Consider the following 14,183-nt stretch of genomic DNA (forward strand, 5'->3'; position numbering starts at 1 on the left):
GCTCAGCCTCCCTGCACGGCCGTGAGGACTTCCACGCGGTCGCCCTCGCCGAGCAGCGTCGTGGTCCACTCGCCGCGCGGCACGACCGTCTCGTTGAGCGCGGCGGCGACCCCGGAGCGGGCCGAGGTCAGGGTCGCCACGAGGGCGTCCAGGGAGAGGGGGCCGGAGAGCTCGCGGGTCTCTCCGTTCACGGACACGTTCATGCGGGCTGCTCCTGACGTACAGGGGAGAAACGGCGGGGGGTGAAGGGGCGCGCCGCGTCGGGGAGGGTGCCCGTGGTGAGCACCTCCGCCATGACGTCGCCGGTGACGGGGGTGAGCAGCACCCCGTTGCGGTAGTGGCCGGTGGCCAGGTGGAGGCCGGGCAGGGTGGTGGGGCCGAGCAGCGGCGCGTTGTCCGGGGAGCCGGGGCGGAGACCCGCCAGGGTCTCGGTGAGCGGCAGCTCGGTGATGCCGGGGACGAGCTCGTGGGCGTCGCGGAGCAGCTCGTACACCCCGCCCGCCGTCACCGTGGTGTCCCAGCCCAGCTCCTCGCTCGTGGCGCCGACGACGAGCTCGCCGTTCTCGCGGGGCACCAGGTAGACGTGGCTGCCACGGACGACGGCCCGGACGGTGCGGGACAGGAAGGGGGCGTACGGGGCGGGCACCCGCAGGCGCAGGACCTGGCCCTTCACGGGGCGGACCCGGGGCAGCACCTCCTCGGGCACGCCCGCGAGCCGACCGCTGAGGCTGCCCGCGGCGAGCACGACCTGCTCGGCCGTCAGCTCCTCGCCGTCGCCGAGGAGGGCTCCGCGGGCCCGGTCGCCCGTGACCGTGAGCCGCTCCGCGAGCGCGCGGTGGAAGACGACCCCGGCCCGTTCGCAGGCGCGCAGCAGTGCGGCGGCCAGCCGGCGCGGGTCGACCTGGTGGTCGCCGTCGACCCGCAGTCCGCCGCGGACGCCGGGGGCCAGCATCGGTTCGAGGCGGCGGCAGTCGCGGCCGCTGAGCCACTCCGAGACGAGCCCGCAGCGGGTCTGCAGGGCGTGCAGTTCGCGCAGGTGGGCGCGGTCGTCGGCGTCGAGGGCGACGGCGAGGGTGCCGCAGGCCCGGTAGCCGACGTCGTGGCCGCAGGCCTCTTCGAGTTCGGCGACGAACGCGGGGTAGCGGGCCGCGGAGGCGAGGTTGAGCCCGAGCAGGGTCTCCTCGCCGTAGTGGAGTTCGGTGACGGCGGCGAGCATGCCGGCCGCGACCCGCGCGGCCCCGCCGCCCGGGTCCGGGTCGACGACGGCGGTGCGCAGTCCGCGCTGCGCGGCCCGCCAGGCCGTGACCAGGCCGATGATGCCGCCCCCGACCACGAGGACATCGGAAGAACGCATGGGCGTCCAGCCCCTCCCTTCGCCGGCATGACCCGGATCAGGTTCGTACGGTCGGAGGCCGTCCCAGCCTCCCTCTCAGCCCGGTGCGTCCGGGCTCCCGCGAGTGCTTTACGCCCGCCAGACTAGCCCGCGTCCGCGGGGGGCCACAGACCCCACCCTTCCTGACGGTTCGTCAGATGCGTAAGGTGGTCGGGTGAGCGAGCAGAAGCAGGCCCAGCAGCACGTCGTGATCGTCGGCGCCGGAATGGCGGGCGTCCAGACCGCCGTCGCCCTGCGCGAGCAGGGCTTCGACGGCCCCGTGACCCTCATCGGGGCCGAACCCCACCAGCCCTACGACCGGCCGCCGCTCTCCAAGGCGATCCTGCTCGGCAAGGCCGAGGACTCCGCCTTCGAGATCGACTTCGAGGACCTCGGCATCGAGCTCCGCCTCGGCCTCGACGTCACCGGGCTGCGCGCCGCCGACCACGAGATCGACACGGAGGCGGGACCCGTCGCGTACGACGTCCTGGTCGTCGCCACCGGAGCCCACCCCGTCACCCTGCCCGGCACCGAGGGCGTCCCCGGGGTCCATCTGCTGCGCACCCTCGACGACGCCGTGCGCCTCGGGCCCGTCCTGGAACGCCGTCACTCCGTCGTGGTCGTCGGCGCCGGCTGGATCGGCGCCGAGTTCGCCACCGCCGCGCGCGAGGCGGGCTGCGCCGTCACCGTCGTCGAGGCCGCCGACCGCCCCCTCGCCGCCGCCCTGCCCGCCGAGGTCACCGCCCCCATGGCCGAGTGGTACGGGGCGAACGGCGCCGAACTCCTCACCCACGCGCGCGTGCACACCGTCGAAGCCGGCGCGCCCGGCCGCGTCGTCCTCGCCGACGGCCGCGAACTGGCCGCCGACGCCGTCGTCGTCGGCATCGGCGCCCGCCCCGCCACGCGCTGGCTCGACGGCTCCGGCATCGCCCTCGACCCGAGCGGCGCCGTCACCGCCGATGACCGGCTGCGCACCTCCCTGCCCGACGTGTACGCCGTCGGCGACTGCGCCTCCTTCCCCTCCGCCCGCTACGGGGAGCGCCTCCTCGTCCACCACTGGGACAACGCGCTCCAGGGCCCCCGCGCGGTCGCCGCGGCGATCACCGGGGCCGCCGACGCGCCCTACGACCCCGTGCCGTACTTCTGGTCGGAGCAGTTCGGCCGCTTCGTCCAGTACGCGGGACACCACGCGGCCGCCGACGCGCTCCTGTGGCGCGGCGACCCGGCCGACGAGGCCTGGTCCGTGCTCTGGCTGCGCGCCGGGGTGCCGGTGGCGCTCCTCGCGGTCGGCCGCCCCCGCGACCTGGCCCAGGGCCGCAAGCTCATCGAGGCCGCCGTCCCCGTCGACCCGGAGCGCGCCGCCGACCCGTCCGTCCCCCTGAAGGCGGCAGTCCGGTAGGGCCCGACTACCGGCTGTCAGTCCGGGATGGCAGGCTTGTCCCGTGACCGAGATTGACGTAAAGATCGATGCGCTCGTCCCCGCCTGGCTCTACGTGCCCGACATCGCGGAGATGCTCGATATCGACGTGGTGCGCGTGCGGCAGCTGATCAAGGAAGGTCAGCTCATCGCCGTGCGCCGCGGCGAGAACAACGCCCTGCAGATCCCCGCCGCCTTCATCCAGGGCGACAGGATCGTCAAGGGCCTCGTCGGACTCCTGACGGTGCTGCGGGACGACGGCTTCACCAACGAGGAGATGCTGGAGTGGCTCTTCACTCCGGACGAGAGCCTGCCGGGCACGCCCGCGCAGGCGCTCAACGAGAATCGTGGCACGGAGGTGAAGCGCCGCGCCCAGGCGCTCGCCCTCTGACGCCCGCGCGCTGACGCGCACACCGCACCGAAGACACCACCCGCGGGTGTCGCGGCGCCCGCCCCCCACGGGCCGGGCGCCGCGCCACCGGCGCACGAACGGGGGGAACCCACCATGTCCACGCCTCGTGAGCGGCTCGCCGACGCCCGGCTCTACCTGTGCACCGACGCCCGGAAGCGCCAGGGCGACCTGCCGGAGTTCCTCGACGCCGTGCTCTCCTCCGGCGTGGACATCGTGCAGCTCCGCGACAAGGGCATGGAGGCCGGTGAGGAGCTGGAGCACCTCGCGGTCTTCGCCGAGGCCGCCCGCCGGCACGGCAGGCTCCTCGCGGTGAACGACCGGGCCGACGTCACCCACGCCATCGGCTCCGACGTCCTCCACCTGGGCCAGGGCGACCTGCCCGTGCCCGCCGCCCGCGCGATCCTCGGCGACGAGGTGCTGATCGGCCGCTCCTGCCACGCCGAGGCCGAGGCCGCCGCGGCCGCCGCAGAGCCGGGCGTCGACTACTTCTGCACCGGCCCCTGCTGGCCGACCCCCACCAAGCCCGGACGGTACGCCCCGGGGCTCGACCTCGTGCGGTACGCGGCGGGCCTGAACCAGGACCGGCCGTGGTTCGCCATCGGGGGCATCGACGAGACCAACCTCGACCAGGTCCTGGACGCCGGCGCCCGGCGGATCGTCGTCGTCCGCGCCATCACCGAGGCCGCGGACCCGGCCGCCGCGACGGCCGCCCTGGCCAAGCGGGTCCGCGAGCGCGCCGGGGCCTGAGGCCGCTGCCCGGGGCGCCGGCACGGCTGTCCGAAAAGGTGTCCACCACTCGGACGCCGTCTACGCGGCTCCCCGGACCGCGTCTAACCTGCCGGTATGGCCCTTGGTACCGCTTCCGTCCGCTCGGACCGTGCACGCACGGTGCGCGAGATCCTCGCTGCCGGTGACACGTCGTACTCCTTCGAGTTCTACGCGCCCCGGACCGAGAAGGGCGAGCAGGTCCTCTGGAACGCCATGCGCCGCGTCGAGGCGGTCGGCCCCAGCTTCGTCTCCGTGACCTACGGCGCCGGCGGCTCCACCCGCGGCGGCACCGTCAAGGCCACCCAGAAGATCGCCTCCGACACCACGCTCACCCCGGTCGCCCACCTGACGGCCGTCGACCACTCGGTCGCCGAGCTGCGCAACGTCCTCGGCCAGTACGCCGACGCCGGCATCCGCAACATGCTCGCGCTGCGCGGCGACCCGGCGGGCGACCCGCTGGGCGAGTGGATCGAGCACCCGGAAGGCGTGACGTACGCCGCCGACCTCGTCCGGCTGATCAAGGAGTCGGGAGACTTCTGCGTCGGCGTCGCCGCCTTCCCGGAGATGCACCCCCGCTCCACCGACTGGGACACGGACATCCGGCACTTCGTGGACAAGTGCCGCGCGGGCGCCGACTACGCGATCACCCAGATGTTCTTCGACCCGGAGAACTACCTGCGGCTCCGCGACAGCGTGCAGAAGGCGGGCTGCGAGACCCCGATCATCCCCGAGGTCATGCCCGTCGTGAACGTGAAGACGCTCGACCGGCTGCCCCAGCTGAGCAACGCCGCCTTCCCGGCGGATGTGAAAGAGCGCATCCTCGCCGTCAAGGACGATCCCGCCGCTGTACGCTCCATCGGTATCGAGTTCGCGACGGAGTTCTGCGCGCGTCTGCTCTCCGAGGGTGTCCCCGGACTGCACTTCATCACGCTCAACAGCTCCACCGCGACGCTCGAGATCTACGAGAATCTCGGACTGCACCAGCAGTCGTGACCGGTCGTACCCGCCCCGACCCGCGGCGGTGACCGTGGAGAGGGGCGGCGGGGCATGGGGTGGACGGTCCTCTACATCGCGTTCGGCGTGGTCGCGCTGTGGCTGCTGGGGGAGGTGCTCCTCCAGTACAAGGCACGGCTGCGCTGGCGCCTGCTCGCCTTCGGCGGCTTCCTCGGCGTCGTCCTGGGCGTCCTGCTGCCCTCGGTCCTCGTCATCGTCGCCGGAGCCGTCGCCTTCGCCGTCGGCCAGACCTATGTGACGCTCTCCTTCCGCCGCGGCTTCTCCACCGGCTGGGCGATCGGCGGCAACCCCGGCGCCAGCCGCCGCCGCAAGGCCTCCCCGCCGGCCGAGACCGGACCGACCCTGGAGGTCACCGAGCTCTCGTACGACACGGTCGGCGGCGGGTACGGCACCGAGGACGGGACCGGTCACGACGGGCCCCCGGAGGCCGCCGCCGAGACGACCGCGGTCTACGAGCCCCAGCCGATGCCCGAGGACACCGGCCAGTACGGCGTCTACGACACCGGCGGCCAGAGCGCCGGAGCCGGGTACGACACGGGGTACGACCCCTATGCCTCCGCGTACCAGCAGCCCGGGTACGAGCAGCCGGCCTACGAGCAGCCCGGGTACGAGCAGCCGGCCTACGAGCAGTCCGGCTACCAGCAGCAGCCGGCCTACGACTACGGCACCGGAGCCGGGCAGCAGCAGTACGCCGCGTACTCCGACCCGTACATCGGGCCGGGCACCGACGGCCAGCAGTACGGCTCCTACTACGGCGACCCGTACGCCCCCTCGTACACCTACGACACCCCGCCCGGCGGCGTCTGGGTCCCGCAGCAGCGCGACACCGAGCAGGCCCCGCAGCAGGCTCCGTACGGCTACGAACAGCCGCACCCGGACGACCAGTACCGCTACTAGACCGCGACTACCGGGAGCCGCGGAAGTCCGCGCCCTCCACGATGAGTCCGGCGACCAGTGCGCCCGACATGCCCGCGTGCGCGAGCCCGCCGCCCGGGTGCGACCAGCCGCCCGCGAGGTACAGGCCCGGCAGCGGGGAGCGGTTGGCGGCCGGCAGGAGCAGTCCGCCGGCCCCCGCGAGCGCAGGGCCCGGCACCTCGGCGGCGCCCGTGTCCCGCCGGACGTCCTCCGGGGTGCGGACGTGCCGCCACAGCACGCGCTCCGCGAGCCCGGGGACCGCGCGCCCCGCCGCCTCGACCATCCGGTCGGCGAAGGACTCCGCGTCCGGCTCCGGTGAGGTGCGGACGGTCGCCGTGACCGTCACCGACTCGTGGTCCCCGTCCGGGCGCAGCGCCGGGTCGTCCGGCCGCAGCACGGTCGCCGTGGGCCGCCCGCCCTCCGCGTGCACCACGGTCCGGTGGACCGCGTCCGCCTCCCGGGCGCCGCGCAGCGCCAGACAGACCGTCACCCGGCCCGTGCCGGTCGCCTGGTGGCGCGGCACGTCCCGGCCGAGGGGGAGCGCGGGCACCGGGGCCCCGGACACCACGTGGTCGGCCTCCGCGGTCGCCCCGCCGGCCAGCAGGACACCGGCCGCCCGGCCGTCCTTCTCCAGGACGTCCTCGACCGGCGCGTCGAACACGAACTCCACGCGCCGCTTCCGGCAGCGCTCGTACACCGCGTCCGCGAGCGCCCGCAGGCCCCCGCCCACGTACCAGCTGCCGAAGGTCTGCTCCATGTACGGCAGGACGGCGGCCGAGGCGGGGGCGGTCGCCGGGTCGAAGCCGTACGACCACGCGTACGCGTCGAGGAGGGCCGCGAGCCGCTCGTCGCGCAGCTCCCGCGCCCCCACCTGGGCGAGCGTCGTCGTCGGGCGGCGCAGCAGGCCCGCCTTGAGCGCCGGGTACGGCTCACGGGCCAGCGGCGCCGGGTCGGCCGGCTGCGGCTCCTCCAGGAGCGGGCGCCGCGTCCGGTCCCAGGCCTCGCGGGCCCGGGTCAGGAACTCGCCCCAGCGCTCGCCCGCGCCCGCGCCGAGCGCCGCGTCCAGGGCGGCGACCGTGCCGGCCCGCGAGGCGTTCGGCAGGTCGACGCGGACGCCGTCGGCGAAGACGTGACGGGCCGCCGGATCGACCTGCGTCAGCGCGACGCACTCCTCCAGGGGCTCCTTGCCCGTCTTCACGAACAGGTCCCGGTAGACGGCGGGCAGGTGCAGCAGCCCCGGTCCGGTGTCGAAGGCGAAGCCGTCCCGCTCGAAGCGGCCGACCGCCCCGCCGTACGTCGACGTCCGCTCGTACACCGTCACCGTGTGCCCGGCGACCGCCAGCCGGGCCGCCGCCGCCATGGCGCCGAGTCCCGCGCCGATCACCACAATCCGTGCCATGCCGGCGAGCCTATCCGGCGCCTCCGACACCGGCGGAGGGCAGGCCGGGCAGGGTCAGAAGTGGTCCGAGCCGTCGTCCGGCGGGGCCTGGGCGCGGGGGCGCGCCCCGAGCGCGGCGAGCCGTCTCTCCTCCCGCCGCTGGGACCAGCGGCGCCAGCCGCGGCGGATCTGCTTGGCCAGGAAGACCAGTATCGCCAGGCCCGCCAGGAGCAGGACGCCCGCGACGACCGACGCCGCCACCGGATGGAAGACGGCGAAGGTGACGATCGCCGCGACCCCGAGGTCCTCCGCGAGGCTCAGCGCGATGTTCGAGAACGGTTCCGGCGAGGTGTTGACCGCCATCCTCGTCCCGGCCTTGACGAAGTGGCTGAGCAAGGCCGTCGAACCGCCGACCGCGCCCGCCGCGAGCTCGGGCAGCGAGCCGTTCTGCCCGGCCAGCAGGGCGCCGACCACGGCCCCCGCGACCGGCCGGATCACGGTGTGGACGGAGTCCCATATCGAGTCGACGTACGGAATCTTGTCCGCCACCGCCTCGCACAGGAACAGCACGCCCGCCACGACGAGGACGTCGGTGCGCTGCAGGGACTCGGGCACCTCGTCGGTGAGCCCGGTCGCGCCGAAGACGCCGAACAGCAGGACCACCGCGTACGCGTTGATCCCGCTCGCCCAGCCGCTGGTGAACACGAGGGGGAGTACGGACACGCCCGCGATCGTAGCCAGGACTGAGTATCCGTACCTAGGGGTCGAGATGAGTAGGTGCGCGGATGGGGCCGGACGTGCCCGGAGGAGAGAGTGGAGTCACGGAAGGGGCGCGGCTCCGGTACCGCCGGCACGGGGCTGCGGAACGGGGCCGCGCACCTGCCGGCACGGGGGTACGAGGAAAGACGCCGGTGCGGCGAGGCTCGGGGGGATCGAGCCTCACCGCACCGGCTCTTCGCATGCCGTGCCCCGGCAGCCGGGGCACGGGCCTCTCCGTGGGGTCAGCGGCCGCCGACGCGGCCGTGCAGCAGGCGGGAGAGCGCCGCGTGCACGTCGTCCAGCGAGCGCTCGCTCTGGAAGGCCTGCCAGTCGAGCGCCGCCACCAGCACCATCCCGACCAGCGCCGCCGCAGTCAGCTGGACGTCGATCTCCTCGCTCAGCTCGCCCGCCGCGACGCCCTCCCGCAGGACCCCCTCGACCACCGCCACGGCCTCCTGACGCACCACCAGGAGCGTGGAGTTCCAGGCCCGGTTGGTGCGCCAGAGCTCGGCCACGTACAGCTGCGTGAAGGCCGGGTAGCGGTCGATGAAGACGAGGCCCGCCCGGATCATCGCGTCCAGTGCGTCTATCCGGCTTCCGCCGCGGTCGGCGGTCTCCTCGGCCGCCGACCGGAGGGAGGCGGTGAGCAGCGCCACGCCGTGGCGCAGCAGCTCCTCGAAGAGCTCGGTCTTGCTCTTGAAGTTGTAGTAGACCGTGCCCTTGGCCACGCCGGCCCGCTCGGCGATCTCGTCCACCGTCGTCGCGGAGAAGCCCTGCTCCGCGATGAGGGTGACGGCCGCCTCGTAGAGCTTCGTGCGGGTGGCCTGGCGTCGGGTGCTGCTGCTGTCCATGGCGTCGATTCTCACAGGTTCAGAGGGACAGTTCGGGGTGGAGCCGGTCGAGCGTCCACACCTGCTTCTTGCGGGCCGAGACGGCGGTCAGGGCCAGGGCGCCGACGGTGAACGCCGCCAGGACCGCGCAGGCCTGCCAGACCGGTCCGGTCCCGCCGCCCGTGATCAGCCGGCGCAGCGCCTCGACCACGTAGCTCATCGGCAGGAAGGGGTGGACGGCGTTGAAGAAGGCCGGGCTGGTCTGGACGGGGTAGGTGCCGCCCGCCGAGGTCAGCTGGAGCATCAGGAACGCGAGCACCAGGATCCGGCCCGCCGCGCCGAAGCGGGCGTTGAGCCACTGGATGATCGCGGCGAAGCAGCAGGTGACCAGGGCGAGGAAGCCGATGGTGCCGGCGGCGCGGGCCATCTGGAGGCCGAGGCCCCAGTGCAGCACCGACATCAGGGCCGCGACCTGGAGGACGCCGATCGCCGCCACCGGGAGCCAGCCCGCCAGCGCGATCCGCCAGGCGGAACCGCCCGCCGCGAGGGCACGCCGGTTCAACGGCTGGATGATCATGTACGCGACCATCGCGCCGACCCAGAGGGAGAGCGGGATGAAGTACGGGGCGAAGCCGGTGCCGTAGTTCGGGGCCTTGTGCAGGGACTGGGAGGCCAGCTTCACCGGGTCGGCCATGACCTCCGTGCGCCGGTCGCGGTCCTGGGCGTCGTAGTCGGGGATCTGGTCGACCCCGTCCTTCAGACCGGTGGCGAGGGTGCCCGAGCCGTCGGCCAGCCTGAACAGGCCGCCGTCCAGGTCGCCCGCGCCCTTCTTGAGCTTCCCGACACCCGTGTCGAGGCTGACCGAGCCGGACTTCGCCTGGGTGATGCCGGTGTGCAGCCGGTCCGCGCCGCTCGCCACCTTCTGCGCGCCCGCGTCGAGCTCGTTGATCTTCCTGATGGCGCCCTCGACGTCCTCGTCGAGGTGCGGGGCGCGGACGGCCAGCTCGTCGGCCTGCTTCACGAGCTTGGCCAGGCGCGCGTCCAGCGTCTTCAGGTCGTCGGTCTGGCCCTTGGTCAGCTCGTGCACGTCGTCGGCGATCGTCGCCACGTCGCCCGCGGTGACCGTGGCCTCCTTGAGCTTCGGGCAGACCCGCGGGTCGAGCGGGGGAAGGGTGGGCGGCGCGTCCACGCAGATCTCGCGGTGGAGCCGGGCGAGACCGTCGTCGGCCTTGTGCGCGGCGGTGCGGACCTTGGGCGCGTTCTCCACCAGGTCGTCCAGGTTGTGGCGGACGGCCGTGGCCGAGTCGGAGACGAGCCGGGCGGTGTCGCGGATCGACTTGCCGTTGTTCGCCAGGTACGGCCGGACCTTGTCCGCGGTGCCGTTCACCTTGTCGGCGAGGGTCCGGGTGCCGTTCGCGACCTTGCGGGAGCCGTTCTCCAGGTCCTTGGCGCCCTTGTCGAGCTTCTTGAGGCCGGCGGCCAGGTCACCGCTGCCGGCCTTGGCGTCCGTGAGGCCGTCCGAGAGGCTCTTGGAACCCTTCTTCGCCTTGTCCACGCCCTGCTTCAGGTCGGCCGCGCCCTTGGCGGCCTTCGCGGTGGCGTCGTGGATGTCGGAGAAGGAGATGAAGATCTTGTCGAGGAAGGTGCGCGAGGACTTCGTGGAGGCCGCGGTGCGCACCTCGGAGAAGACCGTGCGGGAGATCTGGCCGACGATGTAGTTGTTGGCGTCGTTCGTCCGCACCCGGAGCGCGCCGGTCTCCGGGGAGTCGCCGGAGCTGGAGGCGATGCGGGTGCTGAAGTCGCCCGGCATGGTCAGGGACAGGTAGTACGTCCCGTCCTCCACGCCCGCGCGTGCCTCGGCGTCGCTCACCCGGTGCCACTCGAAGGTGTCGCTCTCCAGGAGCCCCTCGGTGATGTCGTCACCGGCGTTGATCTGCTTGCCGCCGGCGGTGGCGCCCCGGTCCTCGTTGACGAGGGCGACGGGGATCTTGTCGAGCCTGCTGTACGGGTCCCAGAACGAGTACAGGTACAGGGCGCCGTACAGCAGGGGCAGCAGCAGGATCGCGACGAGCGCGGCGCGCGGCAGCTTTCCCCTGCCGAAGCGCTTCAGCTCAAGCGCGGCCAGTTTCGGCGAGCGCATCGGCCGCCCCCTCCTCGGTCGTGGCGTCGGTGGTTTCGGTGGTGACGGCGGTGTCGCCGACTTCGGCCGCGTCGGCTTCGGTGGTGCCGTCGGTGTCGGTGTCGGTGTCGGTGTCGGCGTCGGCGTCGGTGTCGGTGTCCGTGTCGGCGTCGGATTCGACGGCGTCGGTGTCGTCCGCCGTGCTCCCGCCGGAGACCGTCGTGACGCGCAGGGCGTCCTCGGGGGCCTCGCTGCAGACGGCGAGGACCGTCGTCCCGGAGGCGGCCAGGGAGCGCAGCAGCGCCCAGGCCCCGGCGCGGTCGGCGTCCGAGAGCTTCAGGTCCGTGTCGTCCACGGCGAGCAGCCGCGGGCGGCCGATCAGGGCGAGGGCGATCGAGAGCCGCAGCGCCTCCAGGCGCTCCAGGTCCCGTACGGAGGTCCGCTCGCCCTTCGGCAGGGCGTCGAGGTCGAGGCCCGCCGCCGCGACGGCCTCCTCGATCCGGGCCCGCGCGGTGGCCGCGCGCTCGGCGGGGCGCCGCAGGAGCGTCCGCACGGAGCCGTCGAAGCGGCGCTGGAGCAGGGCCCGCTCGCGCAGGTGCTCGGCGACCGTGAAGGCCGGGTCGAGCTCGCTGACGCCGGGGACCTGGCCGAGGGCGCTGATCCGGCGCACGGCGGCCATCTTGCGGGGCAGGTGGAGCCCGCCGACCTCGGCGTGGCCCTCCTTGGCCTTCATCCGGCCGGTGAGCGCGAGCAGCAGACAGGTGCGGCCCGAGCCCGAAGGGCCCTCGATGGCCACCAGTGCGCCGGGCCCGGCCCGGAAGGAGACCTCCCGGAAGGCCCAGCCGCGCGGGCCCTTCAGTCCGAAGCCGTCCGCGACGACGGTGGCGCCGTGCGGCTGCTCCTCGGTTTCCGCGCCCACGGACTCACCCCCCATTCCCCTTTTTGAACTGACCAGTCAGTTCAAAAGTTACCAAGGGGTTGGCTTTCCAGCAAAACCCCAGGTCAGCGCGATTGTCAGTGGGGCGCGGCACGATGAACACATACGGCCACAGCGCCGTCACGCGACGACAGGAGGCTCGTCATGGCCGGCCCACCCGCAGCAGCCACGCCCCGCCGCCGTCCCACCCCCGGGGAGACCGGACCCGGGACCGACATCCACCCCGTCCCGCGCCGCTCCGCGGCCCCGCCCGCCGCCCTCGACCTGCTCGCCAAGTCCCGCGCCGGACTCGCCGAGGCCGCCGTCCTCGACCGCCCCCACGAGCGGTACGCCACCGCCCACCTCGCCGCCCTGCGCGCCGCGGCCGCCGTGCTCGCCGCCCGGGGCAGGCCCGACCCGCGGCCCCGGCACCGGCAGCGGATAAGGAGCGCCTGGGAGCTCCTCCCCGACCTCGCCCCCGAGCTGACCGAGTGGAGCGCCCTCTTCGCCGCCGGCGCCGCCCGCAGGGCCCGCGCCGAAGCCGGCATCAGCGGCGCCGCCACCCGGCGCGAGGCCGACGACCTGCTCAGGGACGCCGCGCACTTCCTGCGCCTGGTCGAGAGGCTGCTCGCGCTCCCGCCGGCGCTGCCCCGGCAGCCCGGGGCCGACGAGTCCGGAGGATGATCCGAAAGGAGGGGGCGAGGCCATAGGGTGGGGAGCGTCCGTACCCGTCACCGAGGAGTCAACAGCCGTGCCGGACCCTTCCCCTGTCTTCGGCCGCGAGGCGTCGTCGCGCCCGTCGCGCGCCTCCCTGCGTACCGCCGTCGTCTGGGACGTCCTCAAAGACGCCCTGGACCGCCGGGTCGAGGCCACCGGGAAGGACAGCCTCGACGTCCTCGACACGGGCGGCGGCTCCGGCAACTTCGCGGTGCCGGTGGCCCGCCTCGGCCACCGGGTCACCGTCGTCGACCCCAGCCCCAACGCGCTCTTCGCGCTGGAGCGCCGGGCCGCCGAGGCCGGCGTCGCCGAGCTCGTCACCGGTGTCCAGGGCGACATCCGCGGCCTCTTCGAGGTCGTCGGACGCGAGGAGTACGACACCGTGCTCTGCCACGGCGTCCTGGAGTACGTCGACGACCCCGCCGAAGGCGTGCGGAACGCCGCCGCGGCCCTCCGCGCCGGCGGCAGCCTCAGCGTGCTCGCCGCCGGGGTCGGCGGCGCCGTCCTGGCCCGCGCGCTCGCCGGTCACTTCACCGAGGCCCGGCACGCCCTCGACGACCCGGCCGGCCGCTGGGGCGCCGGCGACCCCGTGCCCCGGCGCTTCACCGCCGAGCAGCTCACCGAGCTGGCCGACGGGGCCGGACTCGCGGTCGGCTCGGTGCACGGAGTGCGGGTCTTCGCCGACCTGGTCCCCGGCGTCCTCGTCGACACCGAGCCCGGCGCCGCCGAGGCCCTGCTGAAGCTGGAGGCCGCCGCCGCCGAGCTCTCGTCCTTCCACGCCATCGCCACCCAGCTGCACGTTCTCGGCGAGAAGCGGGCCTGAGCAGGACGACCGTCCGTCCGGCGGTACGAGCCGGGGCGCCCATCGAGTACGCCACAGCCCGCCCGATCCGGGGCTCCGCCCCGTATGATCGGGGGACACCATCCGGCATGACGGAGAGAGGGCTGGGGAATCAACGCCTCAGCAACCGATCCGCATGGCGGCCCGGATTGGCTATCGGCATTGAGGCGGGTTTCACGGGGGCGAATCCCTGCCTATCCTGAAAGGGCCGCAAACCGGTCGCCCCCGCGACCGACGACTAGGAGGACTCCGTGCCGCTCTCGGAGCACGAGCAGCGAATGCTCGAGCAGATGGAGCGAGCGCTGTACGCCGAAGATCCCAAGTTCGCGACAGCGCTCGAGGGAAGCGGACTGCGTACGTACACCCGGCGACGGGTTTACCAGGCAGTCGCCGGCTTCCTGGTGGGTATCGCGCTCCTCATGGCCGGAATGGTCGCACAGCAGATCTGGATCAGCGTGGTGGGGTTCCTCGTCATGCTGGGCTGCGCGGTCCTGGCGGTCACCGGATGGCGCAAGGCGCCGAAGCCGGGTGAACAGCGGGCGGCCGCGGGCCGCCCTGCTCGGCAGCGACGCTCCATGATGGACCGGATCGAAGCGCGGTGGCAGCGCCGCCGCGACGAGCAGCAGGGTGGCGGCCACTGACGGCCCCTGAGCGGTAGCCCCGCGCCCCCGAAACCTACGAGCCCCGCAGCGCCCACGTCGGCCCTGCGGGGCTCGCGGCGTCCC

15 protein-coding genes and 1 riboswitch are annotated in these 14,183 nt (G+C 73.8%); of the genes, 8 read left to right on the forward strand and 7 right to left on the reverse strand.

Going from position 1 to position 14,183, the window contains the following annotated elements:
• Nucleotides 1-2 precede the first annotated feature (2 nt).
• Together thiS and thiO are read right to left on the reverse strand one after the other, a co-directional pair.
• Nucleotides 3-203, reverse strand: coding sequence for a sulfur carrier protein ThiS (thiS, locus tag ABTY59_RS12995; RefSeq protein WP_352018978.1), 201 nt, complete (start codon nt 201-203; stop codon nt 3-5).
• A complete protein-coding gene (thiO, locus tag ABTY59_RS13000; protein ID WP_352018979.1) occupies nt 200-1,354 on the reverse strand; it encodes a glycine oxidase ThiO in 1,155 nt (384 codons plus the stop codon). Before thiO ends, thiS begins: the two co-directional genes overlap by 4 nt.
• Nucleotides 1,352-1,465: riboswitch (TPP riboswitch) on the reverse strand. Its footprint overlaps the gene before it by 3 nt.
• Before the next feature lie 133 nt (nt 1,466-1,598).
• Here thiO and ABTY59_RS13005 point away from each other — a divergent pair.
• The 5 genes from ABTY59_RS13005 (at nt 1,599) to ABTY59_RS13025 (ending at nt 5,880) form a co-directional block, all read left to right on the forward strand.
• Nucleotides 1,599-2,771: an NAD(P)/FAD-dependent oxidoreductase gene (locus ABTY59_RS13005; RefSeq protein ID WP_403540290.1), complete on the forward strand. Its 1,173-nt coding sequence runs from the start codon at nt 1,599-1,601 to the stop codon at nt 2,769-2,771.
• Between the two features lie 43 nt (nt 2,772-2,814).
• Nucleotides 2,815-3,180, forward strand: a complete 366-nt coding sequence (locus tag ABTY59_RS13010) for an Rv2175c family DNA-binding protein (RefSeq protein WP_352018981.1) — start codon at nt 2,815-2,817, stop codon at nt 3,178-3,180.
• A 114-nt stretch (nt 3,181-3,294) separates the two neighbouring features.
• Nucleotides 3,295-3,948 carry a thiamine phosphate synthase gene (thiE, locus tag ABTY59_RS13015; protein WP_352018982.1) on the forward strand — a complete coding sequence of 218 codons (654 nt, stop codon included), beginning with the start codon at nt 3,295-3,297 and terminating at the stop codon, nt 3,946-3,948.
• Nucleotides 3,949-4,044: 96 nt separating this feature from the next.
• On the forward strand, nt 4,045-4,962 hold the full coding sequence (gene metF, locus ABTY59_RS13020) for a methylenetetrahydrofolate reductase [NAD(P)H] (protein WP_352018983.1): 918 nt from the start codon (nt 4,045-4,047) through the stop codon (nt 4,960-4,962).
• Between the two features lie 54 nt (nt 4,963-5,016).
• On the forward strand, nt 5,017-5,880 hold the full coding sequence (locus tag ABTY59_RS13025) for a hypothetical protein (RefSeq protein ID WP_352018984.1): 864 nt from the start codon (nt 5,017-5,019) through the stop codon (nt 5,878-5,880).
• A gap of 7 nt (nt 5,881-5,887) precedes the next feature.
• Here ABTY59_RS13025 and ABTY59_RS13030 read toward each other — a convergent pair whose 3' ends face one another.
• From ABTY59_RS13030 to ABTY59_RS13050, 5 genes are all read right to left on the reverse strand, one after another.
• Nucleotides 5,888-7,297: a phytoene desaturase family protein gene (locus tag ABTY59_RS13030; RefSeq protein WP_352018985.1), complete on the reverse strand. Its 1,410-nt coding sequence runs from the start codon at nt 7,295-7,297 to the stop codon at nt 5,888-5,890.
• Nucleotides 7,298-7,351: 54 nt separating this feature from the next.
• The gene (locus ABTY59_RS13035) at nt 7,352-7,999 is read right to left on the reverse strand and encodes a DUF4126 domain-containing protein (RefSeq protein WP_352018986.1); all 648 of its coding nucleotides are present in this window, start codon (nt 7,997-7,999) and stop codon (nt 7,352-7,354) included.
• A gap of 278 nt (nt 8,000-8,277) precedes the next feature.
• Nucleotides 8,278-8,886 carry a TetR/AcrR family transcriptional regulator gene (locus ABTY59_RS13040; protein WP_352018987.1) on the reverse strand — a complete coding sequence of 203 codons (609 nt, stop codon included), beginning with the start codon at nt 8,884-8,886 and terminating at the stop codon, nt 8,278-8,280.
• A gap of 19 nt (nt 8,887-8,905) precedes the next feature.
• The gene (locus tag ABTY59_RS13045; RefSeq protein ID WP_352018988.1) at nt 8,906-11,005 is read right to left on the reverse strand and encodes a YhgE/Pip family protein; all 2,100 of its coding nucleotides are present in this window, start codon (nt 11,003-11,005) and stop codon (nt 8,906-8,908) included.
• Nucleotides 10,977-11,903, reverse strand: a complete 927-nt coding sequence (locus ABTY59_RS13050; RefSeq protein WP_352018989.1) for an ATP-binding cassette domain-containing protein — start codon at nt 11,901-11,903, stop codon at nt 10,977-10,979. Before ABTY59_RS13050 ends, ABTY59_RS13045 begins: the two co-directional genes overlap by 29 nt.
• 162 nt (nt 11,904-12,065) lie before the next feature.
• Here ABTY59_RS13050 and ABTY59_RS13055 point away from each other — a divergent pair, with 162 nt between their 5' ends.
• The 3 genes from ABTY59_RS13055 (at nt 12,066) to ABTY59_RS13065 (ending at nt 14,099) form a co-directional block, all read left to right on the forward strand.
• Entirely contained in the window at nt 12,066-12,584 is a 519-nt protein-coding gene (locus ABTY59_RS13055; RefSeq protein ID WP_352018990.1) for an SAV_6107 family HEPN domain-containing protein, read from the forward strand.
• Nucleotides 12,585-12,651: 67 nt separating this feature from the next.
• Nucleotides 12,652-13,440, forward strand: coding sequence for a class I SAM-dependent methyltransferase (locus ABTY59_RS13060; RefSeq protein ID WP_352018991.1), 789 nt, complete (start codon nt 12,652-12,654; stop codon nt 13,438-13,440).
• 269 nt (nt 13,441-13,709) lie between these two features.
• Nucleotides 13,710-14,099 carry an SCO2097 family morphological protein gene (locus ABTY59_RS13065; RefSeq protein ID WP_351180624.1) on the forward strand — a complete coding sequence of 130 codons (390 nt, stop codon included), beginning with the start codon at nt 13,710-13,712 and terminating at the stop codon, nt 14,097-14,099.
• The last annotated feature ends 84 nt before the right edge of the window (nt 14,100-14,183 follow it).

The sequence above is a fragment of the Streptomyces sp. NPDC096079 genome (assembly GCF_040303145.1).
In the GTDB taxonomy this organism is placed as follows: Bacteria; Actinomycetota; Actinomycetes; order Streptomycetales; family Streptomycetaceae; genus Streptomyces.

Coding starts and splice junctions, on each gene's coding strand:
- thiS (WP_352018978.1), bottom strand. CDS start 203: ATGAACGTGTCCGTGAACGGAGAGACCCGCGAGCTCTCCGGCCCCCTC.
- thiO (WP_352018979.1), bottom strand. CDS start 1,354: ATGCGTTCTTCCGATGTCCTCGTGGTCGGGGGCGGCATCATCGGCCTG.
- ABTY59_RS13005 (WP_403540290.1), top strand. CDS start 1,599: ATGGCGGGCGTCCAGACCGCCGTCGCCCTGCGCGAGCAGGGCTTCGAC.
- thiE (WP_352018982.1), top strand. CDS start 3,295: ATGTCCACGCCTCGTGAGCGGCTCGCCGACGCCCGGCTCTACCTGTGC.
- metF (WP_352018983.1), top strand. CDS start 4,045: ATGGCCCTTGGTACCGCTTCCGTCCGCTCGGACCGTGCACGCACGGTG.
- ABTY59_RS13025 (WP_352018984.1), top strand. CDS start 5,017: ATGGGGTGGACGGTCCTCTACATCGCGTTCGGCGTGGTCGCGCTGTGG.
- ABTY59_RS13030 (WP_352018985.1), bottom strand. CDS start 7,297: ATGGCACGGATTGTGGTGATCGGCGCGGGACTCGGCGCCATGGCGGCG.
- ABTY59_RS13040 (WP_352018987.1), bottom strand. CDS start 8,886: ATGGACAGCAGCAGCACCCGACGCCAGGCCACCCGCACGAAGCTCTAC.
- ABTY59_RS13045 (WP_352018988.1), bottom strand. CDS start 11,005: ATGCGCTCGCCGAAACTGGCCGCGCTTGAGCTGAAGCGCTTCGGCAGG.
- ABTY59_RS13055 (WP_352018990.1), top strand. CDS start 12,066: ATGGCCGGCCCACCCGCAGCAGCCACGCCCCGCCGCCGTCCCACCCCC.